Annotated in this window: 20 protein-coding genes; 5 read left to right on the top strand and 15 right to left on the bottom strand. The window is 62.9% G+C overall.

The genetic code is table 11. The features are described 5' to 3' along the window. Nucleotides 1–45: 45 nt before the first annotated feature. The 5 genes from GA829_RS09750 to cysG all read right to left on the bottom strand — a co-directional run bounded on the left by GA829_RS09750 (nt 46) and on the right by cysG (nt 4,863). Nucleotides 46–579, bottom strand: coding sequence for a DUF934 domain-containing protein (locus tag GA829_RS09750; protein ID WP_195178290.1), 534 nt, complete (start codon nt 577–579; stop codon nt 46–48). Between the two features lie 76 nt (nt 580–655). Further along, the gene (locus tag GA829_RS09745; RefSeq protein ID WP_195178289.1) at nt 656–1,420 is read right to left on the bottom strand and encodes a phosphoadenylyl-sulfate reductase; all 765 of its coding nucleotides are present in this window, start codon (nt 1,418–1,420) and stop codon (nt 656–658) included. Then, nucleotides 1,395–3,065, bottom strand: a complete 1,671-nt coding sequence (locus GA829_RS09740) for a nitrite/sulfite reductase (protein ID WP_195178288.1) — start codon at nt 3,063–3,065, stop codon at nt 1,395–1,397. The genes GA829_RS09745 and GA829_RS09740 overlap by 26 nt, the downstream gene beginning before the upstream one ends. Nucleotides 3,066–3,109: 44 nt before the next feature. Beyond that, nucleotides 3,110–3,415, bottom strand: coding sequence for a DUF2849 domain-containing protein (locus GA829_RS09735; protein ID WP_195178287.1), 306 nt, complete (start codon nt 3,413–3,415; stop codon nt 3,110–3,112). Next, on the bottom strand, nt 3,412–4,863 hold the full coding sequence (cysG, locus tag GA829_RS09730) for a siroheme synthase CysG (RefSeq protein ID WP_195178286.1): 1,452 nt from the start codon (nt 4,861–4,863) through the stop codon (nt 3,412–3,414). The genes GA829_RS09735 and cysG overlap by 4 nt, the downstream gene beginning before the upstream one ends. Before the next feature lie 484 nt (nt 4,864–5,347). Here cysG and GA829_RS09725 point away from each other — a divergent pair, with 484 nt between their 5' ends. Next, complete coding sequence (locus tag GA829_RS09725) at nt 5,348–7,147, top strand: cation:proton antiporter domain-containing protein (protein ID WP_195178285.1); 1,800 nt, start codon at nt 5,348–5,350, stop codon at nt 7,145–7,147. A 24-nt stretch (nt 7,148–7,171) separates the two neighbouring features. Here GA829_RS09725 and GA829_RS09720 read toward each other — a convergent pair whose 3' ends face one another. From GA829_RS09720 to GA829_RS09680, 9 genes are all read right to left on the bottom strand, one after another. Beyond that, nucleotides 7,172–8,011 carry an SDR family NAD(P)-dependent oxidoreductase gene (locus GA829_RS09720; RefSeq protein ID WP_374940416.1) on the bottom strand — a complete coding sequence of 280 codons (840 nt, stop codon included), beginning with the start codon at nt 8,009–8,011 and terminating at the stop codon, nt 7,172–7,174. 85 nt (nt 8,012–8,096) lie between these two features. Further along, entirely contained in the window at nt 8,097–10,382 is a 2,286-nt protein-coding gene (locus tag GA829_RS09715) for a transglycosylase domain-containing protein (RefSeq protein ID WP_195178283.1), read from the bottom strand. Nucleotides 10,383–10,543: 161 nt separating this feature from the next. Then, nucleotides 10,544–12,451, bottom strand: coding sequence for an acyltransferase family protein (locus GA829_RS09710; RefSeq protein WP_195178282.1), 1,908 nt, complete (start codon nt 12,449–12,451; stop codon nt 10,544–10,546). A 151-nt stretch (nt 12,452–12,602) separates the two neighbouring features. Further along, on the bottom strand, nt 12,603–13,481 hold the full coding sequence (locus tag GA829_RS09705) for a YncE family protein (RefSeq protein ID WP_258052246.1): 879 nt from the start codon (nt 13,479–13,481) through the stop codon (nt 12,603–12,605). Between the two features lie 224 nt (nt 13,482–13,705). After that, on the bottom strand, nt 13,706–13,852 hold the full coding sequence (locus GA829_RS09700; protein ID WP_027031097.1) for a hypothetical protein: 147 nt from the start codon (nt 13,850–13,852) through the stop codon (nt 13,706–13,708). Between the two features lie 25 nt (nt 13,853–13,877). Then, entirely contained in the window at nt 13,878–14,132 is a 255-nt protein-coding gene (locus GA829_RS09695; RefSeq protein ID WP_195178280.1) for a GlsB/YeaQ/YmgE family stress response membrane protein, read from the bottom strand. A 110-nt stretch (nt 14,133–14,242) separates the two neighbouring features. Continuing rightward, complete coding sequence (locus tag GA829_RS09690) at nt 14,243–14,446, bottom strand: hypothetical protein (RefSeq protein ID WP_195178279.1); 204 nt, start codon at nt 14,444–14,446, stop codon at nt 14,243–14,245. Nucleotides 14,447–14,533: 87 nt separating this feature from the next. After that, complete coding sequence (locus tag GA829_RS09685; protein WP_195178278.1) at nt 14,534–15,154, bottom strand: ribonuclease D; 621 nt, start codon at nt 15,152–15,154, stop codon at nt 14,534–14,536. Nucleotides 15,155–15,283: 129 nt separating this feature from the next. After that, nucleotides 15,284–16,669 (bottom strand): M20/M25/M40 family metallo-hydrolase, encoded by a 1,386-nt coding sequence (locus GA829_RS09680; protein ID WP_374940392.1) that lies wholly within the window; start codon nt 16,667–16,669, stop codon nt 15,284–15,286. Between the two features lie 419 nt (nt 16,670–17,088). Here GA829_RS09680 and polA point away from each other — a divergent pair, with 419 nt between their 5' ends. Continuing rightward, nucleotides 17,089–20,028: a DNA polymerase I gene (polA, locus tag GA829_RS09675; RefSeq protein ID WP_195179587.1), complete on the top strand. Its 2,940-nt coding sequence runs from the start codon at nt 17,089–17,091 to the stop codon at nt 20,026–20,028. A 151-nt stretch (nt 20,029–20,179) separates the two neighbouring features. On the opposite strand, the gene GA829_RS09670 is transcribed toward polA, so the two are convergent. Then, a complete protein-coding gene (locus tag GA829_RS09670; protein ID WP_195178276.1) occupies nt 20,180–20,584 on the bottom strand; it encodes a Fur family transcriptional regulator in 405 nt (134 codons plus the stop codon). 468 nt (nt 20,585–21,052) lie between these two features. On the opposite strand from GA829_RS09670, the gene GA829_RS09665 reads away from it, so the two are divergent. The 3 genes from GA829_RS09665 (at nt 21,053) to GA829_RS09655 (ending at nt 24,438) form a co-directional block, all read left to right on the top strand. Beyond that, nucleotides 21,053–23,257 carry a caspase family protein gene (locus GA829_RS09665; RefSeq protein WP_195178275.1) on the top strand — a complete coding sequence of 735 codons (2,205 nt, stop codon included), beginning with the start codon at nt 21,053–21,055 and terminating at the stop codon, nt 23,255–23,257. Nucleotides 23,258–23,353: 96 nt separating this feature from the next. After that, entirely contained in the window at nt 23,354–23,734 is a 381-nt protein-coding gene (locus tag GA829_RS09660) for a hypothetical protein (protein ID WP_195178274.1), read from the top strand. Continuing rightward, nucleotides 23,731–24,438, top strand: a complete 708-nt coding sequence (locus tag GA829_RS09655; protein WP_195178273.1) for a DUF4760 domain-containing protein — start codon at nt 23,731–23,733, stop codon at nt 24,436–24,438. The genes GA829_RS09660 and GA829_RS09655 overlap by 4 nt, the downstream gene beginning before the upstream one ends. The last annotated feature ends 5 nt before the right edge of the window (nt 24,439–24,443 follow it).

The raw sequence follows: 24,443 nt of genomic DNA, 5'->3' as shown, positions 1-24,443 counted from the left end.
TGTAAAGGCACTCAAGCTTACCGCTGCGTCAGTCGGCCCGCGGCGTCAGTCGGCGCGCACCCGCCGCCACGAGTAGGCGGGCCCTTTGGGCTCCGGCACGGCAGCCGGCTGGTAGTAGAGCGACAAGCCTCCGGTGTTGCCTTCCTCCAGCCGCTTCAGCAGCACCGGATGCGAGACCTCAAACTCGTCGAAGCCAAGCCGAAGCATATGCGGCAATTGATCGATCAGAACCTGGCCAGTCGCGCGGATCGCGCCCTCGAACTGGTAGCGGCTGCGCAGCAACTCGCCCTTGGAGAAGCTGCGGCCATCGCTGAAGGCCGGGAAGGCCAGCGCCACCAGCGACAGCTGGTCGAGCAGGCCGGCGATCTTCTCAAGCTGGTCGCCGGGCTGCAGCACGACGCCGAGGCGCTCCTTGGCCGAGCGGCGCACCTCCGGATCAAGGTCGAGGAAGGCTTGTAGCGGCAAGATGAAACGGCCGTTGCCGGACAAGGCATCAGCATTTTCGGCATGAGCCCAGTCATCTTCTTGAAATCCCCTAGGGGTCCAGAGCCGGGTTTCCGGTTTAGTCGGTTCGGTCATCAAAACTTCCTAAAGAACAGACAGTCCAAGCGTGCGCTACCGTTTGCAGCCGGCATCACCTGAACGTCAATATACCCTACAGCGAGGCGTCGGTCAGCGACTTCTCCAGCCCGGAAAGGTGGATGCCGCACTCGGTCTTGGCATGCCCTGCCCAGCGGCCGCTGCGCGCGTCTTCGCCCGGCTGCACCGGCTGCGTGCACGGGAAGCAGCCGATCGACAGGTAGCCATAGGCAACCAGCGGGCTTTCGCGCAACGCATGCGCCCGCATGTAGTCGGCCTGGTCAGCCGTCGTCCAGCGCGCCAGCGGGTTGATGCGGATGCGCGAACCAACAGCCTCGAAGACGGGAAGGGCTGCCCGCGTTGCGGCCTGGAAACGCTTGCGGCCAGTGAACCAGGCGCGGAACGGCTCGACGCCACGCGCCAGCGGCTCGACCTTGCGGACATCGCAGCAGGCATCGGTGTTGGTCTGGTGCAGATTGCCCGTCGGATCGATCCGCGACAGCGCTGCTGCATCGGGCGTGATCGCCTTGATGTTGGTCAGCCCGAAATCGGCGGCCAGCGCGTCGCGATAGCCAAGCGTCTCCTCGAAATGCTTGCCGGTGTCGAGGAAGATCACCGGCAACGTGCGGTCGATCTCGGCTATCATGTGCAGCAATACGGCCGAATCCGCCCCGAAGGACGAGACAGCGGCGATCTCGCCCTGGAACAACTCCCTGGCTGAGCGCTCGATGATCTCAAGCGGATTGAGGTGACCATAAAGCGCGTCGAGGCCTGCCGCCTCGGCGGCGACGCCGGCCTCGACGTCGATGATACGGTCAAGCGGCCTTGGTTTCGCCAGCATAGAGCGCCTCCTTGAACGGCGCGGGACCGACACGGCGGTAGGCGTCGATGAATTTTTCCTGTGGGTCGGTCCGAAGGCCGAGATAGGTGTCGACGATCGTCTCGATGGCGTCGGTGATCTCTTCCGACGAGAAGCCGCGGCCGATGATCTCGCCAACCGAGGTGTTCTCGTCAGCCGAACCGCCCAGCGTCACCTGATAGAGTTCGGAGCCCTTCTTCTCGACACCGAGAATGCCGATATGGCCGACATGGTGATGGCCGCAGGCGTTGATGCAGCCGGAGATCTTCAGCTTCAACTCGCCGATCTCGCGCTGCCGCTCCAGTGAAGCAAAGCGGAGCGAGATTTCCTGCGCGATCGGGATCGAACGCGCCGTGGCCAGCGCGCAATAGTCGAGCCCGGGGCACGAGATGATGTCGCTGATCAGGTTGTTGTTGGCGGTCGCCAGGCCGATTTCGACCAGCGCATCATAGACGGCCTTGAGGTCGGCACGCGCCACATGCGGCAGGATCAGGTTCTGCTCATGGCTGACACGCAGTTCATCGAACGCGTATTTCTCGGCAATGTCGGCAACCGCTTCCATCTGGCTGTCAGAGGCATCGCCGGGGGCCTCGCCAATGCCCTTGAGCGAGATCGTCACCGCGGCATAGTCGGGATGGCGGTGGGTGATCACGTTCTGGTCGAGCCATTCCGAAAAACTCTTGGAATCCAGGCGGGCGAGCTTGACCGCCGCGTCGCCTTCCGGCCGGTTGGCCAGTGCCGGCGGCGCGAAATAGGCCTCGATGGCGCGGATATCGGCCTCCGGCAGCTTCAGCTCGGCGTCCTTCAGCTCCTGCCACTCGGCCTCGACCTGGCGCGTGATTTCCTCGACGCCGGTCTCGTGGACGAGGATCTTGATGCGCGCCTTGTACTTGTTGTCGCGCCGGCCATAGAGGTTGTAAACGCGCAGGATCGCGGTGCAGTAAGACAAAAGATCGGCTTCCGGAAGGAAGTCGCGTATCTTCTTGGCGACCATCGGCGTGCGGCCCTGGCCCCCACCGATATAGACCGCGAAACCCAGTTCACCGGCCGCGTTCTTCTTCAGGTGCAAGCCAATGTCATGCGTCTGGATCGCGGCGCGGTCGCGCTCGGCGCCTGTCACCGCGATCTTGAACTTGCGCGGCAGGAACGAGAATTCCGGATGCACCGACGACCACTGGCGCAGGATTTCCGCATAGGGGCGCGGATCGGCGGCCTCGTCGGCGGCGGCGCCGGCAAAATGGTCGGCCGTGACATTGCGGATGCAGTTGCCGCTGGTCTGAATGGCATGCATCTCGACGCTTGCCAGATCGGCCAGGATCGCTGGAATGTCCGACAATGCCGGCCAGTTGAACTGGATGTTCTGGCGTGTGGTGAAGTGGCCATAGCCCTTGTCGTATTTGCGGGCGATGTGGCCAAGCATGCGCAACTGCTTGCCGCTCAGCGTGCCGTAGGGCACCGCGATGCGCAGCATGTAAGCGTGCAGCTGCAGATAGACGCCATTCATCAGCCGCAGCGGCCGGAACTGGTCCTCGGTGATCTCACCTGCAAGGCGGCGCTGAACCTGGTCGCTGAACTCGGCGACGCGGGCCTGGACAAAATTGCGATCGAACTCATCGTAACGGTACATGCTTCGTCTTTCAGGGCGCGTCCGCCCGCTTCATGAATTCTGGCCTACGCCGCCCGGACGGCTGCCGGACGGGCCTGCTTGCCGAGATCATTGCGATTGGTGGGGCCGGCGGCACGGATCTTTTCGCGCAGGCGCACCGCCTCGACCACGCCGTCAACGACGGTGACGTCGATCAGGTTGACGTCGACCACTTCATTGTTGGCGTAGGCCTTGGCGCCGATCGCTTCCAGCCTGTCGTCGGCCACCTTGTCGTGGGCGAGATCGGCATTGTCGATCGTCTCGGCCCAGCCGCCATTGGCGTACCAGACGGCCTCGCCGTCGGTGAGGCGGTTCGCGGTCAGAACTTTCACGAGTGAACTCCCTCAGTCGCTGTTGCAGCAGCGCTGTCATGCCTATGTGCCGCGAGCGGCTCGGAACGTTCGAAATTGGCGCCGGCGACCGCATCGCCGATGATTGTCATCACCGGGCCGGAAAGGTCGGCGCGCGCCTCCAGCGAGGGCAAATCGGCAAGCGTGCCGTGGAAACGGCGGCGATTGGCAAGGCTGGCATTCTCGACCACCGCGACAGCGGTATCCGGCGACAGGCCTGCTTCGATCAGCCGGCCGGCAACCTCGGCCGCGACCGAGCAGCCCATATAGACGGCGACGGTAGCGCCGGAGATGGCGAGCTTGGCCCAGTCGGGCAGCGAATTGCCCTTGAGATCGTGGCCCGTGGTGAACACCATCGACGACGACACGCCGCGCAGCGTCAGCGGCAATTCGAAATCGGCAGCGGCGGCAAAAGCGGCGGTAACGCCAGGCACCACTTCATAGGCAATGCCGGCATCGCGCAAGGCGGCCATTTCCTCGCCGGCTCGGCCGAACACCAGCGGATCGCCGCTCTTCAACCGCACGACGCGCTTGCCTTCCCTGCCAAGCTCGACCAGCAGCGCATTGATCTCGGCCTGGCTCTTGGTGTGGCAGCCCTTGCGCTTGCCCACCGGCAGCCGCTCGGCATCGCGGCGGCCCATGGCGACAACCGCCTCCGGCACCAGCGCGTCATGAACGATGACGTCGGCTTCCATCAGCAAACGATGCGCGCGCAGCGTCAACAGGTCTTCCGCTCCCGGACCAGCGCCAACCAGCGCGACATGACCCGACACAGCAGTGTTCGAGAGCAAAAGACCGACCGCGGCGTCATGCGCCTGTGAGATGTCGCCAGCCTCGATGGCTCGAGCCGGCGCACCACTGAAAAAGTCACTCCAGAACCGGCGGCGGGCATTGCCCTTCGGCAGCAGTCTTTCAGCCGCGTCGCGAAACGACGCGGCAAGCGTTGCCAGGGGTCCGAGCGACGGCGACAGCATGCGGTCGATGCGACCGCGCAGCATCTGAGCGAGTACCGGGCCGGCACCCTCTGTGCCGATCGCGATGGCGACCGGCGCGCGGTTGACCAGCGCCGGGGTGAAGAAATCGCAAAGCTCGGGCCGGTCGACAGCGTTGACTGGAATGCCCATCCGGCGCGCATCGGCCACGACGCGGCGGTCAAGCGCTTCGTCGCCGCTGGCGGCAAACACCATCACCGCGCCTTCAAGCTGGACGGCATCATAAGCCTCGGCGATATGGGCCGCGCCGCTCTGTGTGATGAAAGTCAAAAGGTCCGGCTCGGCAGCATCAGTGACAATGCGCAACACAGCACTCGACTGGTCTATCAGACGCGCCTTGGCCAGCGCCTCCTCGCCGCCGCCGACGATGGCCACGGCTTCGCCCTCGACCCGCATGAAAACGGGAAAGGCGTTGAGCTTGGTTGCTGCATTTGACATGACGCGGGCAGGATCCTGAACAGGCTGCCAGTTTTACGCGTAAGCGCGAAAAATCAGAAGGCATGCTCTCGCGCACCGCTTGAAGGGAGGCAATCGCTTTTCTGAAAGCGCTGCAGCAAAGAGAAAAATATTCCGCATTGGTGCACTGGGCGGATTCAAGCCGCTGCCGCCGGCCTTGATCTGGCGTCTTTTTATCGGCAAGCGCACTCAACAGCAAAACAGTTTTTTCTAAATTCTACCAAATTAGTAGATTAAAGACACCATCACGGAGAAATACCCTAAGGCCTCGATCGCGCCGATGTGACATGGCGCGGCGGCTGACCCTGACCGATCTCCACCAAGTCTCGGCTTTTTTGCGCGGCAGCGTCGATTTCCCGGCTCTACGGGTTGCATCGCCGATACCCCATCCACCATATTGGCAACAGGCGGCGGCTTCGGGCGGCGCACATCCGACATCGTTATTCTGAAAGGCGCTCCATAGACAATGCCGCATGACACGCCCCTTATCGCCACCATCGTCGCCGGTCTGGGGCTGGCTTTTGTCTTCGGTGCTCTCGCCAACCGCTTCCGCATTCCACCGCTGGTCGGCTACCTCGTGGCCGGCGTGCTGGTCGGGCCGAACACGCCCGGCTTCGTCGCCGATGCCGGCCTTGCCAACGAGCTGGCCGAGATCGGCGTCATCCTGCTGATGTTTGGCGTCGGCCTGCATTTCTCGCTCAAGGATCTCCTCTCCGTCCGGGCCATCGCCGTGCCCGGCGCCATCGTCCAGATCGGCTTTGCCACCGCGCTCGGCGCCGGCCTTGCCTGGATGCTCGGCTGGTCCATGGGCGCCGGCCTGGTGTTCGGCCTGGCGCTGTCGGTCGCCTCAACCGTGGTGCTGCTGCGCGCGCTTCAGGAGCGGCGGCTGATCGAAACCGAGCGTGGCCGCATCGCCGTTGGCTGGCTGATCGTCGAGGATCTCGCCATGGTTCTGGCGCTGGTGCTCTTGCCGGCCCTTGCCGGCGTGCTCGGCGGCCAGGAACAGGCCGACGTCCATTCCAGCGGCCTGCTGTCACTGCCGGCCAGCTACGGCATATGGGGTGTCGTTGGCATCACGCTGGCCAAGGTCGCGGCCTTCGTCGTCGTCATGCTTGTGGTAGGCCGCCGCGTCATCCCCTGGATTCTTCATTACGTCGCCCATACCGGATCACGCGAATTGTTCCGGCTGGCCGTGCTGGCCATCGCGCTTGGCGTCGCCTTCGGCGCGGCCAAACTGTTCGGCGTTTCGCTGGCGCTCGGCGCCTTCTTCGCCGGGATGATCATGAGCGAGTCCGAACTCAGCCATCGCGCCGCCGAGGAATCGCTGCCGCTGCGCGACGCCTTCTCCGTGCTGTTCTTCGTTTCGGTGGGCATGCTGTTCGACCCGTTCAGCCTGATCAGCAATGGCTGGCCTATCCTGGCAACGCTGGCCATCATCGTCATCGGCAAGTCGCTGGCCGCCTTCGTCATCGTCGTCGCCTTCCGCTTCCCCCTTGCCACCGCGCTCATGGTCTCGGCGAGTCTGGCCCAGATCGGCGAATTCTCGTTCATCCTGGCCGAACTCGGCGTTGGTCTGAAGCTGCTGCCCGAGCAGGGCCGCGATCTCATTCTAGCCGGCGCCATCCTGTCGATCGTTCTCAATCCGCTGATGTTCCTGGCTATCGACTGGATGAAGCCATGGCTGGAAAGGCGCGCCGCCAGAACGGCGCCACCAGCCGACACCAAGCCGGTCGGCCCGGCGACGGAACCGGGCCAGGTGGCTTCGGTCGCAGCCGTAGCCAGTAAGGAAGACGGGCCACCGAAGACAACACTCACCAACCACGCCATCCTGATCGGCTATGGCCGTGTCGGTGGCCTCGTGGGCGCCGCGCTGAAACAGGCGTCCCTGCCCTTCCTCGTCGTCGAGGACGCCGACAAGACACTGGCCAGGCTCAAGGCCGACGGCATCGAAACCGTTGCGGGCAATGCCGCCAACGCGGAAGTGTTCGCCGCGGCCAATCCGGAAGGCGCCAGCCGGCTGATCCTCGCCATCCCTAACGCCTTCGAGGCCGGCCAGATCGTCCTGCGGGCGCGCGCCGCCAACCCCGGCATCAATGTCATTGCCCGCGCCCATTCCGATGCCGAGGTCGACCATCTCAAGGGGCTCGGCGCCGACACCGTGATCATGGGCGAGCGCGAAATCGCGCGCGGCATCGTTGAAGAGGTGCTTGGCCGTGCGGCGCCGTCGAACGAAGCGCCGAAAGTGGCGGAGCCCGCCGCCGCATAGTCCGCCGAACGAGGCCCGCTTCACTCAGACGTGCTGGCCGCCATTGATGTGGATTTCCGAACCCGTCACATAGGATGCCTGCTGCGAGCACAGGAAGAAGATGATGTCGGCGACTTCCGCCGTCGTACCCAACCTTCTCAGCGGAATGGTCTCTACGATCTTCTCGGTGCCCGGCGACAGGATCGCGGTGTCGATCTCGCCTGGCGCGATGGCGTTGACGCGGATGCCATGCGGCCCGAAATCATGCGCCATCTCGCGCGTCAGCGAACCAAGTGCCGCCTTCGACGTCGCATAGGCCGTGCCAGCAAACGGGTGCACGCGGGTGCCGGCGATAGACGTGACATTGACGATCGAGCCTTTCGCGCTCGCCAGTTCCTTGAACAGGCCGCGCGCCAGCATGATCGGTGCGAAGAAATTCACCTGGAACACGTCGCGCCAGACATGCATCGGCGTGTCGATCGAGTTCATGCGGCTGTTGCCGTCCTTGAGCTTGGGCGAGATGCCGGCATTGTTGACCAATGCGTGCAGCTGGCCGCCCTGCGCTTCCAGCCGATGGCGGATTTCCGACACCGCGATGCCGACATCTTCCTGGTCCGCGAGATCAACCTTGATGTGATCCTCCGGCCCGGCCGGCCACGGGCAGTCCTCGGCAAAGGCCTGGCGCGAGCACGTGATGACGCGCCAGCCCTCGCGCGAAAAGCGCTTGACCGTGGCATGGCCGATGCCACGGCTGGCGCCGGTCAGCACGATGGTTTTTCTTGTGTCGATCTCAGCCATGTCGCGGTCTCCAGCCGGAGATGTAGCGGAAGGCGATTGCGGTGGCGAGGGGCGAGTTGCCGCTCTTGGGCTACACCCATGCTTCATGAACAAAGCCATGTCAGGATTCAGGTCAAGCCGAGACGAGATGGGACGTGCGGAAACGCCCTGGCCGGCGGAATCTCAATATGCCTTAACCGCCGCCGAGGATGTCGAGGATCGACGTTTTGCGCTTCTTGGTTGGGCCACCGACGTCGCCGGGCGGCACCGGATGCTTGATCGACGCCGTGGTGCTGTCATCATCGCTCGGCATGCCGGAGCCATCGGCATCGACAGTCTGTGCCGGGCGCGCCACGCGTAGCGGTGCGGGCGGCTGAGGGGCTCGGGCCACGGGGGCCGCCACGGATACGGCGGGCGCCGAATGCCCCACTGAGGCGGACGGTACCGGCGGTGCGACATCGGCCGACGGGATTTCATCCGGCACGACGGTGTCGGCCGGCGTCGATTTCCAGGTGCCGGGCAGCGGCCGCACCGGCACGCCTTCATGCGCCGCCACCATGAACTCATGCCAGGCCTGCGCCGGCAGCGCGCCGCCGGTGACCTTTTTCATCGGCGTGCCGTCATCATTGCCGAACCACACGCCGGTGGTCAGGTTGGCGGTGTAGCCGACAAACCAGGCGTCGCGCGAATTCTGGCTGGTTCCGGTCTTGCCGGCCGAGGGCCAGGCAAAGGCCGCTTTTTTCGCGGTGCCGATTTCGACCGTACCGGTCATCATCGAATTCATCATGCCGACGATCTCGGGCTTGACGACGCGCGGCGCACTGCCGCCACCGCCTTCATAGAGCACTTTGCCCTCGGCGGTCGTCACCCGGCGGATGAAATGGATATCGGGCTTGTAGCCGCCATTGGCGAAGGGGACATAGGCCGACGTCAGCTCCAGCGGCGTCACTTCCGAAGTGCCGAGCGCGATCGATGTGTTGGCCTGCAGGTCGGACTGGATGCCCATGCGATGGGCGGCTTCCACCACCGCATTGGGCCCGACTTCCATGGTCAGCTGCGCGGCCACCGAATTCAGCGATTTGGCCAGAGCCGTCGCCAGCGTCACCTTGCCGAAATACTTGCCGCCGTAATTGTCCGGCGTCCAGTTGCCGATCTTGATCGGCGCATCGTTGCGCGTGCTGTCCGGCGTGCGACCGGCTTCCAGCGCCGCCATGTAGACGAAGGGCTTGAAGGCCGATCCCGGCTGGCGGCGCGCTTCCGAAGCGCGGTCGAACTGGCTGGTCGAGTAGTCATAGCCGCCGACCATGGCGCGCACGGCGCCTGAATCGTCGATCGAGACCAGCGCGCCCTGGGTGACATTGAGCTTCTTGCCGCTTTCGTCGATCAGCCGGCGTATCGACTGCTCGGCAAGCTTCTGCAATGTCAGGTCGACAGTGGTGTCGACGACGATATCGCCGCGCACATCGCCGATCAGGTCAGGCAATTCCTCCATGATGGTGTCGGCGACGTAGTTTTCAGAGCCGGTCCAATAGGATGCCGCGCGCGTTGCCGGCGCGCTCATCGCCGACGTCAGTTCCTTGGCGCTGATCTTGCCCTCGTCGCGCATGGCGGCGAGCACCAGTTGCGAGCGCTCCTCTGCGGCCTTCGGATCACGTGCTGGAGACAGCCGCGACGGCGCCTTCAAGAGGCCGGCAAGCAGGGCCGCTTCCGACAGGGTCACATCCCGGGCGCTCTTGCCGAAATACCGGCGCGAGGCCGCTTCCACGCCATAGGCACCCGAGCCGAAATAGACCCGGTTGAGATACATTTCGAGGATCTGATCCTTGGTGTGCTTGTGCTCCAGCCAAAGCGCCAAAAGCACTTCCTGCACCTTGCGTTCCAGCGTGCGGTCGGGCTTCAGGAACAGGTTTTTCGCCAATTGCTGGGTCAGCGTCGAGCCGCCCTGCGAGAAGTGGCCACCGAGCAGGTTGGTCACGATGGCGCGGGAAAGGCCGATCGGATCGACACCGAAATGCGAATAGAAACGGCGGTCCTCGATGGCGATGACGGCTTCGGGGATATAGGGCGACATTTCGTGTAGGCCGACGGCCTCGCCGCCGCTCATGCCGCGATTGGCGAGCAGTTGGCCATCGACCGAGACGATCTTGATGTTGGGCGCGCGGTCAGGGATCGACCAGGTTGTGGCCGCGGGCATCTTGGCGCCGTAGTAGATGACGATGCCGGCGACGGCGATACCGCCCCAGATGCCCAGCACGAAGCACCAGTAGGCGAGCCGGCCGAGCACGCTGAACAGGCCGCGCCGGCTTCTGCCACGCCCACCACGCGAAGACTTCGCCTTGGCCGTCTTGCGCTTTGCGGAGGCTTTGCGGTTGCTCGGCACGACGCGATCCTCCTCGCTCACCGACAGCCCGCCCGAGGATTTCGCCCGTGGCGGCCCCTCGAAACTGGGTTCTATGCGGCTGTCTCTGCGGTTCGCCATGCGTTGCGCTGTCCGTCCCCGTGCCTATGGCGCTCCGATTGAAGGGTAGATGCGGCGGTTTAAGGGCGGGTTAAGCGCGAACAATTTGGCGCTTCGATAGGCCAACCGCATGCAAGCCGGCTCTGTGCCGCGCCACATCTTGGGCCTCGCGTGGGCTCCGATCAGCGAGGCGCGACGATCTGATCGTAGAGATGCATCGTCCTGCCGAGGTATCGCGAACCTTCATACGAGAGATGAGCGCCGTCTCGATAGATCATGACGTCTCCATCCTGAACCTTGCAGAACCTGTCGCCGCAGAGGAAATCGTCGAGAATGATAACCTTGTACCGGTCTCTAAAACTTTTCAACATCGTGCGCACATTCGCACCTGCCTTGCGCACATCGGCGGAAAATGGCGTGCATTTCTCGCCATCTTCATCCAGCCATCTCGATCTGGCCAGGCATGCGCCGATGTCGCGACCGTCGCTCGGCGCCGGCGAAACCAGGATAGGCGTGATCCCTTGCGCCGTCAGCCAGTCGAGAGTGGCTTGCAACTGGCCTCGCCCGAACTCTTCGCTTGATGGGATGACCTCCCCCTGAAAGCGGACTGTCTGGTCGCGCACATATCCGTAGGTTGAAGACAGAACGGCGAACCGCAGCGACTTGGTTTTGGCAATGTAGGCTTTGGCATTGTCATTGAAGGCCTGGCAGTCGCCCGGAAAATCCAGTGATGTGGGCGAGGCGTCCAGAAGCGACCAGCAGGCGCTTTTGGTGAATTGCACAATCGCCGCATCAGGATTTGACGCCATGATGCCGCCGACCAGTTGCATGGCAAAGGAATCTCCCCAGACGATCATCGTCGGGGCTTTGCTTGTGCTGCATGTGCTGGAGAGGGGCAGCCGCCCATCGCAATCATCGCCAAGGCCGGTGTTGGGACGCATGCGCTCCTTCAGGCTCACGGCCAGCTGCCGGTCCGTCCCACGCATCGGCAAACCGCTGGTCTTGTCGGCGGCAACGCCAAACGCGACCAGCGCGGCCGCCACCGTGCCCAGCAGCAAGAAGAAGCGGCCCCTTGTGAAACGTTGCCGATTGCGGAACGGCTGTTCGACATACCACCACGTGACGCAGGCGAGCAGCAATGTCAGCGCGATCAAAGACAGGTAAACCGTGGTGGAGACATCACCAAACAGCCGCATCCGTGCGAAAGCAAAAAGCGGCTGATGCCAAAGGTAGAGGCTGTAGCTGATCAGGCCGATGAAAACCAACGGCCGCCAGGCCAGCAGCCTGCCGACCATGGTTTCGGCATTCGCCATGGCAATGATCAAGCCGGAACCGACAACAGGCGCAAGCGTCCATGGACCGGGATACGGCACGGAGCCGTTCAAGAGGAAAATCGACCCGATGACCAGGGCCAGGCCGGTCATCGAAAGGACCTCCGCCGCAACTCTGCCGACCGGTGATCCTGTTGGCCGCCACAATGCCAGCAAGGCGCCGGCGCCAAGCTCCCAGAAGCGGGTTGGCAGCAGATAGAAATTCGCGGCGGGTCCGAACCTGGCGAAGACGAAGGTGAGCGCGAAGCTGACCGCGACCAATGCGGCGACGACAGGAAACGCGCTGCCACGCCGCCGCAATGCCCAGAGCAGCATTGGGAAAACCAGGTAGAATTGCTCTTCGACGCCAAGCGACCAGGTATGGATCAGCGGCTTTAGTGCCGAGCTGTCGTCAAAGTAGCCAGCTCGCTTCCAGAACAGGAAGTTCGACACCGAGAGGTTGGCCGTGGCGAGGCTCTGCCCATAGGCATCCAATTCCTGCGGAACCATCCAGAGCCAGGCGAAAGGTATGGTTGCAATGCACATGACGGCGAGCGCCGGTGAGATACGGCGAAAGCGGCGCTCGTAGAATCCCAGGAAGGTAAACGTGCCCGCCTTGAGTTCATCGTCGATGACCCTGGCGATCAGATAGCCGCTGATGACAAAGAAGACATCCACACCGGCAAAGCCGCCAGGAACCCAGGAAAACCCGGCATGAAAGAACAGCACAGGCAACACAGCGACGGCGCGCAGGCCATCGATCTCGGGACGATATTTCATCGGTTGAGCTGCTCGGCGATTGGGATGGATGCGATCTCGATGGAGATGGGCCGTCGAAACACCAAGCTTTTCAAATACGGCCCATCGCTCGCGGCGGGCTGACCCAAGGGTGTCACCGCGACGGCCCAGGAAGCTGAGTTGGAGAAACAGTTCAAATCCGGACCAGGTCGTGTTCTGGTCGCGGCACTTGCTCGCCCACGATCGATGCCAGCGGGAAAAAGGTGAGAATTTGCTCTTCGCAGGTTACCGCCACGACGCTGTTCGAGCGGTCGATGTCGAGCCCCTTCGGGCCGCCTTCCTCGGGATTGGCCCTGCCGCGCAGAAAGGTTTCCTCGTCGAGAACGGCGACAGAGCGCGGCATGTGATGTCCATGCCACCCGGCGCCACGGTCATAGACATGCAGCATCGGGCTGCCGGCGTCGGCAACCAGAATGTGCTGGTCATCGGCGGTAAAGCGCACACCGTGCGGATAGTTGGCGTCCCGCAGGATGCCGTCCGGTTCAGTCGCCGGTCCAAGCGAGTCGGACATCCTGTAAATCTTCACATCCGCTGTATTGTGGCTGCTGACAGCGATCCACGCGCCGTCGCGGCTGACGGCCACACCGTCGGGTATATCAAGGCCGCGCTTCAGAAGGCGCTGGTTCCTGGTCGCGCGGTAGCCCAGCCACCGATTGACGACGTGCCGGGTGACCACATGCGTGTAATTGTTGCAGATCAGCAGGCTGACGTTGCCGTTCGCTTCCTGCTTGACGGCAATCGAGCCAGGTGACTTCAACCTGCAGAACATGCCGCCCTTGATTTGCCGAAGTGGCGCGACTTCATGGCTTCGGCCAGCCGGCTCGCCATGCGGCAGGGCAAGTATCGCGACCAGTCCATCGCGGTTGGCGACCGCAAGCGTCTCGTTGTCTATGAAATCAAGGCCATGGACATCGCCCATGCTCGCCGAGGTCAGTTCCATGAAGTCCGGAATGTTGATCCGGGGGCCGTTAACTGTCGGCTCGATGTCGATGCGCAGGATCAGGCAACGCATGCGCCCGTATCCAGCAATCGCCAGCCAACGATTGTCAGGCGAAAAGCGCAGATCTTCGGTGCGCCCAACGGCTGAAAGTGCCGCCCGCACGGCATCGCCGGCGTGTTATTTGCGAAATCACCTGAGGGTCTGACCTGGAAAAACATACAAAATAAGCCGAGGACTAAGCACGATACGGCGCTGGCCGGTCAAGCGAGCCAAGCTGCTTTTGAACAGACCGCCACTCAATTCTGCTGAATGGATATGCCCTTGTCGTCGATTTTAAGCTCGACGCCTTTCGGCTTGGTCTGCTCGCGGTAAACATACGCGCCGAGCGCGATGACCACGACGACGAGCGCGCCAATAAGGAGATAGAGAGTATTCTGCTTCATGGCGCGCTCTTTATATTGTCGAGCCTCACGCTCGTTTCAAAACCTTGACCAGCACCAGCAGGATGATGGCGCCGAGTGTGGCGTGGATGATGGAGGCGAGAATGCCGCCACCGATGGAGAATCCGATTCTCGGGAAAAGCCAGCCGGCGATAAACGCACCGACGATACCGACGATGATGTTACCGATCAGGCCGAAGCCAAATCCTGAGACGATGAGACCGGCGAGCCAGCCGGCGATGGCACCAATGATGATGAAGACGAGCAGGCTTTCGACACCCATAGAGCGTTCCTCCGAACATGAGGGCGACGGCGGAGCGGAAGGCTCCGAATCGGCCTCGATATCAACGATTTCAGGCTATTCGAAAGCCGGCGGCCCCGCCAGCGACTCGCCTAATTGTCGTCGCCATCGCTGGATGGAGGCCGCCAGCTGATCGGCTCGACCTTCTTCTGCGTATGGCTGTCGACATAGACCCACCAGCCATCGTCGCGATGTTGCGCGATGGATTCATTGATCACGCCGTCGCTGTCTTTCCACGTTACGGTGACCTTGGAGCCATCCGTGGGAGCGGTCGATATCGGCTTGCGGTCTGCCATGTGATCCCCTCTTTGATCCGAAACAACGCGGCGGTGCCGCGCCTGGTTCCCGGCAACGGCCTTTGAGGGCTCGCTACCGCCCCGCCATCAGCTATGGGCGAAGATATCCTCTTCACCCCAGCCCATGAGGTCAAGCTTGGCGCGTGTCGGAAGGAAGCGGAAGCAGGCATCGGCTTCCTTCGTCCGGTTCTCGCGCGCAAGCCGCCCGGCAAGTACCTCGCGCAATCGGTGCAGGTAGAGCACGTCCGAAGCGGCGTATTCGAGCTGCTCGGGCGACAATGTCTCCGCAGCCCAGTCCGACGATTGCTGCGCCTTGGACAGGCCAACGCCGAGAAGCTCGTTGCAGATGTCCTTCAGCCCGTGCCGATCTGTATAGGTGCGGGTCAGCCGCGAGGCGATCTTGGTGCAGAACACCGGCTCGGCCATTGCCCCGAAGGAATTATAGAGCACGGCGATGTCGAAGCGGCCGTAGTGGAAGAGCTTGGTGACATTGCGGTTCTTCAGCAGGCTGACGAGGTTGGGCGCCTTCTTCTGGCCCGGATCGATCTGGATGACATCGGCGCTGCCGTCACCTGGCGAGATCTGCACGACGCAAAGCCGGTCGCGGTGTGGATTGAGCCCAAGGGTCTCGGTGTCGATGGCGACCGCGTCGACATTGTAGTGCTTGAGGTCGGGCAGGTCATTCCTGTGGAAACGGATGTCGGCCATTGTCTTCTCCGGTCGCGGACCGCGGCGGCCCGCGCTATCAAACGCAAGGCCGTCCGCAGAACCTGAATTGGTGACCCGTCCTCGCCGCGATCCGCTGAAAAATCAACAGAAAGTTGGCTCTTCGCCCCGTCAGTGCGTCAATGCTTCCAGAATACGCGCCCATGAGCGCTGTCCCTTGTGGAACGAGCTCAATTCATACTTCTCGTTGGGCGAGTGGATGCGGTCGTCGTCGAGGCCGAACCCGACCAGCAGCGATTCCATGCCGAGATAGGTCTGGAAATCGCCGACCACCGGGATCGAGCCGCCGCTGCCCGTCGTCACCGCCGGCTTTGGCCACTCATCCGACAGCGCATTCTTGGCCTTGGCCAGGAAGGGCGAGTCATAGGAAAGCTGGATCGCCGGCGAGCCGCCATGCGGGTGGAACTCCACCGAACAGTCAGCCGGAATGCGCGCCTTGACGAAGGCCTGGAAGGCGTCGCGGATTTTTCCGGGGTCCTGCTTGTGGACGAGACGGAACGAGACCTTCGACGAAGCCTCCGCCGCGATCACCGTCTTGAATCCCTTGCCGGTATAGCCGCCGATGATGCCGTTGAACTCGGCCGTTGGCCTTGCCCAGGTCAGCTCCAGCACCGAGCGGCCTTTTTCGCCGGACGGGATGGAAAGGCCGACAGGCCCAAGGAATGTCTCGGCGGTCTCGCCCAGCGTCTCCCATGATTTCAGGATCTGCGATGGTGTCTCCTCGACCCCGTCATAGAAACCGGGAATGGTGATATGGCCGTCCTTGTCGTGGATATCGGCAAGGATCTTGGCCAGGATACGGATCGGGTTGGCGGCGGCACCGCCGTAGAGACCGGAATGCAGGTCGCGATCAGCCGCCTTCACGGTGATTTCCTCGCCGACCAGCCCGCGCAGCCCGACGCAGATCGAAGGCGTGTCGCGGTCCCACATGCCGGTATCGCAGACCAGCGCGAAATCGGCCTTGAGTTCGTCCGCGTTGGCTTCGAGGAACGGCTTCAGCGACGGCGAACCGGACTCCTCCTCGCCCTCGAACAGGATGGTGATGCGGCACGGCAGGTTGCCATGCACCTGCTTCCAGGCGCGGCAGGCTTCGACGAAGGTCATGAGCTGGCCCTTGTCGTCGGCGGAGCCGCGCCCGGTGATCACCTTGTGGCCAGGCCCGACCTCCTTGACCGCGGGCGCGAACGGGTCGCTTTCCCACAGTTCGATCGGATCGACCGGCTGCACATCGTAATGGCCGTAGAACAGCACGTGCGGCGAACCGGCCGGGCCGTCATGATGCGCGACCACCATCGGGTGACCGGGTGTGTCGCGGACACTCGCGTCGAATCCGATCAGCTTGAGTTCGGCCACCAGCCATTCGGCTGCCTTGCGGCAGTCGGCGGCATAGGCCGGATCGGTGGAGATCGACTTGATCCTGAGCAGGCCGAACAGGCGCTCCAGGCTCTGGTCGAGATTCTTGTCGAGGCGGTCGAGGACGGGGGAAACGGATGACATGTGCAAAAGCCTTTCGATGCAGAACCGGGACCGTAAAGGCAGGACGGCAAAACGAAAAGCCCGCGATCATTGGACCACGGGCCGTAAATGCCTATCTGGGAGAAAAATGCCGCCGTGGTGGAGGGGGAACCACGGCGGCGTTTTACTCGAAACGATGCGGCAGCCCGGAGAGGGGGATAGGCTGCCGCAATTGTCCGGGATAGGCGGGGGACGGGCCTTGCTCCGGACTCGGCGAAAACTGCCGATGACCTTTATTTGTGTCTTTGAACGTGGCGATTCAAGGGCACGAAAATTACACTTTTGTAACATGGACGTGAGCACACGCACGTGTCAGCGGCTTGTCAGGGTGTTGCCGGAACCGATATTTGGAACCGCCTTTGGCATGGACCGCGGCGCCGCGCCGCGCTATCCCTGCCGACATGAAAAAAGGCGATCATCTCTTTCTTGTCGACGGCTCCGGCTACATCTTCCGTGCCTATCACGCGCTGCCGCCGCTGACCCGCAAATCTGACGGTTTGCCGGTCGGCGCCGTGTCCGGCTTCTGCAACATGCTGTGGAAGCTGATGCTGGATGCCCGCAACACCGATGTCGGGGTCGTGCCGACGCATTTTGCCGTTATTTTCGACTATTCGTCGAAAACCTTCCGCAACGAGCTCTACCCCGAATACAAGGCCAACCGCTCGGCGCCACCGGAAGACCTGATCCCGCAATTCGGCCTGATCCGCCAGGCGACCAGGGCATTCAACCTGCCTTGCGTCGAGATGGAAGGTTTCGAGGCCGACGACCTGATCGCCACCTATGCCAGGCTTGCCCGCGAGGCCGGCGGCGACACCACCGTCATCTCCTCCGACAAGGACCTGATGCAGCTGGTCGGCGATACGGTTGGCATGTACGACCCGATGAAGGACCGCCAGATCAGCATTCCCGAAGTCATCGAGAAATGGGGCGTGCCGCCGGAAAAGATGATCGACCTGCAGGCGTTGACCGGCGATTCGATCGACAACGTGCCGGGCGTGCCGGGTATCGGCCCGAAAACGGCGGCGCAACTGCTTGAACAGTTCGGCGATCTCGACACGCTGCTCGCCCGCGCCGGCGAGATCAAGCAGGACAAGCGGCGTGAATCGATCATCGCCAATGCCGAGAAAGCGCGCATTTCGCGCCAGTTGGTGACTCTGAAGAACGATGTGCCGGTCACGGAAGGGCTGGACGATTTCGTGCTGCATGCGCCGGACGGGCCGAAGCTGATCGGCTTCCTCAAGACCATGGAATTCACGTCGCTGACCCGCCGCGTGGCGGAGGCGACCGGAACAGAGGTTGGCGACGTGCAGGCCGTCACGGTGGCGGTCGAGCGTGCAGACACCGCGCACGGTCCCGATGTCGGATCGGGAGCCCCGGCCAAACCGGCTGACGCGAAAGACACCGAAGAGGCAACCACCGGTGCAGCCAAGCAAGGCGACGCGCCTTCGCTGCTGTCGGCGTTTCGTCTTGAGGCCGCGACCAGCCGCAAGATCGACACCTCGGCCTATCATTGCATTCGCGATGTCGCGACATTGAAGGCCTGGGTCGCCGAGGCCACGGAAACAGGGATTGCCGCCTTCGACGTCAGGGCAACGTCTTCCGACCCCATGCAGGCCGAACTCATCGGCCTTTCCATCGCCACGGCGCCCGGCCGCGCCGGCTACGTGCCGTTTGCCCACAAGAGCGGCAATGGCGACCTGCTCGGCGGCGGCGTGCTGGAAAACCAGATTCCGCTGCGCGAGGCGCTGGCGGTGCTGAAGCCGCTGCTCGAAGACAAGTCGGTTCTGAAGATCGCGCAGAATCTGAAATACGATCTCGTCGTGATGAGCCGCTATGGCGTCGATGTCGCGCCTTTTGACGACACCATGCTGATCTCCTACGTGCTCGATGCTGGCAACTCCCATGGCCATGGCATGGATGCGCTGGCCGAGAAATGGCTTGGCCACACCCCCCTCCAGATCAAGGACGCGACCGGTTCCGGCAAGAATTCCGTCGGCTTCGACCAGGTCGGTATCGACAAAGCGACCGCGCACGCCGCCGAGGACGCCGATGTGACGCTGCAGCTCTGGCTGGTGCTGAAGCCAAGGCTGGCCGCCAAGGGCCTGGTCTCGGTCTATGAGCGGCTGGAGCGGCCACTGGTGCCGGTGCTGGCGCGCATGGAGCAGCGCGGCATCTCGGTCGATCGGCAGATCCTGTCGCGGCTCTCCGGCGAACTGGCGCAAGGTGCGGCCCGTCTCGAAGAGGAAATCTACCAACTCATCGGCGAACGCATCAACATCGGCTCGCCAAAACAGCTCGGTGACATCCTGTTCGGGCGCATGGGCCTGCCGGGCGGCTCCAAGACCAAGACCGGCCAATGGTCGACCTCGGCGCAACTTCTGGAAGACCTCGCCGCCGAAGGCCACGAACTGCCACGCAAGATCGTCGACTGGCGCCAGCTGACCAAGCTGAAATCAACCTACACCGACGCCCTGCCCGGCTTCATCCATCCCGACACAAAGCGCGTCCACACCTCCTACGCACTGGCCGCAACGACGACGGGCCGGCTGTCATCCTCCGATCCGAACCTGCAGAACATCCCGGTGCGCACCGCCGAGGGCCGCAAGATCAGGACGGCCTTCATCGCCGACAAGGGCAATCGGCTGGTTTCGGCCGACTACAGCCAGATCGAATTGCGCGTGCTCGCCCATGTCGCCGAAATCCCGCAGCTTCGGCAGGCCTTTGCCGACGGCGCCGACATTCATGCCATCACCGCGTCGGAAATGTTCAACGTCCCGGTCGAAGGCATGCCCTCGGAGATTCGCCGCCGCGCCAAGGCGATCAATTTTGGCATCATCTATGGCATCTCGGCCTTCGGTCTCGCCAACCAGCTTTCGATCCCGCGCGAGGAAGCCAGCAACTACATCAAGAAATATTTCGAGCGCTTCCCGGGCATCCGCGACTATATCGAAGAGACCAAGGCCTATGCCCGCGAGCACGGTTTCGTCGAAACGATCTTCGGCCGCCGCATCCACTATCCGGACATCCGTTCGTCGAACCCATCGCTGCGCGCCTTCAACGAGCGCGCCTCGATAAACGCCCGCCTGCAAGGCACCGCCGCCGACATCATCCGCCGCGCCATGGTGCGCATGGACGATGCGCTGGAAAAGGCGAAGCTCTCGGCCCGCATGCTCCTGCAGGTGCATGACGAACTGATCTTCGAGACGGTCGAGGCGGAGGTAGAGGCGACGATCCCCATCGTGCGCCACGTCATGGAGAACGCGGCAATGCCGGCGGTATCAATGTCGGTGCCGCTGCATGTCGACGCCCGCGCCGCCAACAATTGGGACGAGGCGCATTAGCGCCAAGACAAGGTGTGTTGAGATTCAGGTCAGGCCGAGTCGAAAATGGCTGATAGCGAGAACCGGAGCGGAGCGTACTTAAGGTACGTGCGCACCGGAAGCGCAGGTATCAGCCATTTGCAGGCCGGCGTCACCTGAATATCAACACGCCTTAGGCAGCTTCAGCCAAACACTTGGCACACGTACCACGAAACTCGATCACCGCTTTCTTGGCGGCGAAGCCGGTGGAGCGCACCCATTCGTCCAGCCGGTGACCGACATCATGGTCGGACATTTCGGTCACCTGCCCGCAGGTGTCGCAAATGGCGAAGGCCGTCATCGAATGGTTGTGGTCATGCGGTTCGGCGCAGGCAACGAAGGAATTGATGCTTTCCAGCCGGTGCACGAAGCCCGACTTCACCAGCGTGTCGAGTGCGCGATAGACCTGCAACGGCGCCCGGAAACCACGCTCGCGCAACTGGTCGAGCAAGGTGTAGGCGCTGAGCGGCCCGCTGGCGGTCTCGAGCTTCTCGAGCACGCACAGCTGGTTTTTCGTCAGCACATCCCTTGCCGCCATGATCCTGTACCCAACCTGTCCTGCCTCACTTGTCCCCTGAGATAGCGACGAACAGCCGGTTTTGCTACTGTTTCTGCCTGACAAAGACGATATCGCCGCCTTCATGGCCTGAACGCTCGATCGGACGCTCGTTGCGGCGGTCGCCAAAGTATCCGCTTCCTGTGGCGCCTTGCCCACGGACAGCCCAGCCTGCGCCTGTCCCACCATCAGGATTGTGGCAAGCATCGCCACAAACAGCCGTGCGATCGCCCATTGTGCGCTTCTCGAGCGGTACCACGGCGCCCGCCCGCCCGGCATGGCCATCTCCATCAAAACCCCAGTCCCGCAACGATCTTGTCGATTGCACATGATGGAAATGAGGCGAATGCCGATTGTGGGTTGATCGCCGGCGCAACATTCAAAATACTGACAAAATCCTCAACGAGGGTGGTATCGCTTGGAAATTCGATCGGGCTTGGGGAAGCAATCATGATCAAGTTGACACGGCGGACGCTGCTTGTCGGCACGTCCGCGCTGACGATGGCCGGCATGGTGTCATTCCGTGCCATGGCCGCATCGCGCACCTATCATGCGCTGCTGGTCGCCTGTACCGAATATCCGGCGCTGCCGCAGAAAAACTGGCTGATCGGACCGAAGAACGACGCCGGGCTGGTGCACGAATATCTCCTGAAGAACGTGCCCGATCCGGTTCGGTTTGCGCCGGAAAACGTCACGCTGCTCGCCAAGGATGTGCCGGGCGCCAGCGGCCTGCCGACGCATGCGGCGATCAAGACGGCACTGGCGGCGCTGGCCGCCAAGGTCCAGCGCGACGACTTCGTCTATCTCCATTTGTCCGGCCACGGCGCGCAGCAGCCGGAGATGATCAAGGGCGACGAGACCGACGGCCTCGACGAGATTTTCCTGCCCGTCGACATCGAGAAGTGGATCAACCGCGACGCAGGCGTGCCCAACGCGCTGGTCGACAATGAGATTGGCGCAGCCCTCGACGCCATCCGTGAGAAGGGCGCTTTCGTCTGGGCTGTGTTCGACTGCTGCCATTCCGGCACCGCGACGCGCGCCGTCGAAGTCGATGATGAGATGGAGCGCAAGGTCGAGTTCGCCGACCTTGTCGGCGGCAATGACGCCGAACGCGCCGCGGCCCTCAAGGCCTATGACGAGGTGACATCCGCCGCCGCATCGCGCGGTCTCGACGACAATGGCGCCCGCAAGCCGGCCTTCAACCTGACGCCTACCGGCGGCGAGCCGATCACCAAGGGCAAACTGGTCGCCTTCTATGCGGCGCAGACAATCGAGACGACGCCGGAAATGCCGCTGCCGAAGGGCACCACCGATGCACCACGCTTCGGCTTGTTCACCTTCACCATCCTGTCGAAGCTGGCCGAGAACCCCAATGTCACCTATCGCCAGCTCGGCCAGGCCGTGCTGCAGCAATATTCGGCCGACAGCCGCACCCGGCCGACGCCGCTGTTCGAGGGTGAGCTGGATGCGCGCGTGTTCGGCACCGACAAGACAGACGCCGTCATGCAGTGGCCGATCGTCATCAAGGACGGCGACGCCACCATCGGCGCCGGACTGCTGCACCGCCTCACCCCCGGCAGCAAGCTCGCCATCCTGCCGTCGGCGCTGTCACCGCTTTCCGATGCCGTCGGCTTTCTGGAAGTGCAGTCGGCGAAGAACCTGGAAAGCCGCGTCAAGCCTGTCGAGTTCGACAAGAAGCCAGCGCTCAGGCTCGCTGACATTCCCCCCAATGCCTATGCGCGGGTGGCCGAGATCGCTGTGGACTACAAGCTTGTCGTGGCCCGCCCCGCTGCCGCCAAGGGACTTGAGAAGGAAACCGCGCTGGTCAACTCGGTTCTCGACGAACTGGCCACGGCCAAGGAAACCGGCTTCAATATCGAGCTGGTCGACGCCGGTAAAAGCGCCGAGCTGCGCTTCGCCGTGATGCGCGAGAATGCCATTGCCGGTGCCGCCAAGGACGCGACCGACAAGCCGGCACTTTGGTTCCTGCCGGCGTCGGGCGACGTGACCTTGAAGAACGGCGGCAAGCCGCCGCTGATCATCATTCACATGGACGACCGCAAGAAGCTGGCCGATGCAACGGCCAGGAACCTGCGCACGATCTTCCGTGCCACCGGGCTTTCGCGGCTGGCCGCGGCATCCGACTACAAGCCCGAAGAGGTCGACGTCGAATTCCAGATCAAACGGCGCGACAAGGACGGCCTTGAGCCGTTGCAGGCCGCGGCGGTGCCGCGCGTATCGCCGGGCGATGAGGTGCATGTCCTGGCTAAGAACGGCTCGGACCAGCTGGTCGACATCAACGTGCTCTACGTCGGCAGCGATTATTCGATCACCCACATCGTCGCCGAGCGTCTCGCACCGAAGGCAACGCTTGAAGAGGGGCTGCTGGCCTTTACCGACACCAGCTTCGGCATGGAGCGGATGATCGCGGTTCTGACCGAGGCGCCGCCGGAGAGCGAGAAGGAAGACCTGAGCTTCCTGGCGCAGGATGGCGTCGCCGCCGCGACACGCGGGCTGGGCCCAGCCAGCTTCTCCGACATGCTGACCGACATCGGCATGGCGCCGGCAACGCGCTCGGTCATGCGGCTTGCCGACAAGAGCGGGCCGAAGGGCGCGGTGATGATCTTCCCTATGGAAACGGTGCCCCGCGCCTGAGCCGATGCCGGCCCTTTGCGCGGTCGGCGGGATATGAGAACATTCCCGACCGCGGCCTTGGCGCCTGACGGTCGGAAAAAGCGAATAGGATCGATTGTGAAGAACTCTTTGTTTTCCTGGCTTGGAGCGGTTGCAGGCCTTGCTGGCGGCCTCTTCCTCATCACCAGCGCCAGTGCCGACGAGGCCTGCGGCCTGTGCGTCAAGCAAATCGTCATCAACTCCGAATTGGCGACCTGCTTTCTCGACCAGTACGATCAGATCGCCGGCACCGGTAAGGACGCGGTCGTTGTCGATCTCAGCAATTGCGCTTCGCGCGGTGTGGTCGAGGCCTTGCCGTCGCCGAACAAGATCCAGACCGAGCCGGACGTGCAGTTCATGATCTCGCGCCTACAACTGCAATGCCTGAAAAAGAAGCTGGAGGCTCCGGGCATCGTTCTGGATCCCTCCGCCACCATCGAACTGGACAGCTGCGGATGAAGAAGCCGGCGGCCAACCCGAGGCAAACAGCAACCGCCGCGCCGGCGAAGACGCCGGCGGCCAAGCCGGCATTGCCGGAAACCACCGAGGGATTTCCGTGGCCGAGCAGCCATGAAATCAAGAAGGAGAGCAATCCCTTCACCGATCGCGACTGGCGCATGCTGGTCTATGCCTGGTCCGGCATGGCAGTGCGCTTCGCCATCATCTTCACGTTGATGTTCTCGGTCTACCAATATCTGGCCAACCAGGAGCAGAAGCGCGTCGAGCAGACTATGTCGCTGGTCGAGCTCTGGGAAAACAAGGACTACCAGCAGGCGCAACGTGCGCTGAAGGATCGGCTGACCGCGCTCAACGCCAAATATGACAATCTGCTCAGCGCCAACCCCTCGCCCACCGAGGAACAGGTGTTCCGGCAGCGCATCGGCATCGAGGCGATGACCGCCGGCGGTGGCGACATGCCGCTTGCCGACTTCAGGGACAATTTCGACCGTATCGTCTATTTCCTCAACCGCCTGTCCTTTTGTGTCGACGGCAACCTCTGTTCGCAAAAAGTCACCGACGCCTATTTCCGCGACTATGCCGTCTCCTTCTGGAGTTATTTTGCCGGCTATATCGAGAAAGAGCGCAAGGTGGGTTCTCCCACCTTCGCCGTAGCGATCGAGAACTATGTGCGCAACGGGCCGCCCGCGGCCGCCTCCAAGTAGTGATG

It is taken from the genome of Mesorhizobium sp. INR15 (genome assembly GCF_015500075.1).
In the GTDB taxonomy this organism is placed as follows: Bacteria; Pseudomonadota; Alphaproteobacteria; order Rhizobiales; family Rhizobiaceae; genus Mesorhizobium.
Note: the sequence above shows the minus strand (reverse complement) of the source record. Positions and strands in the feature narration are given on the sequence as shown.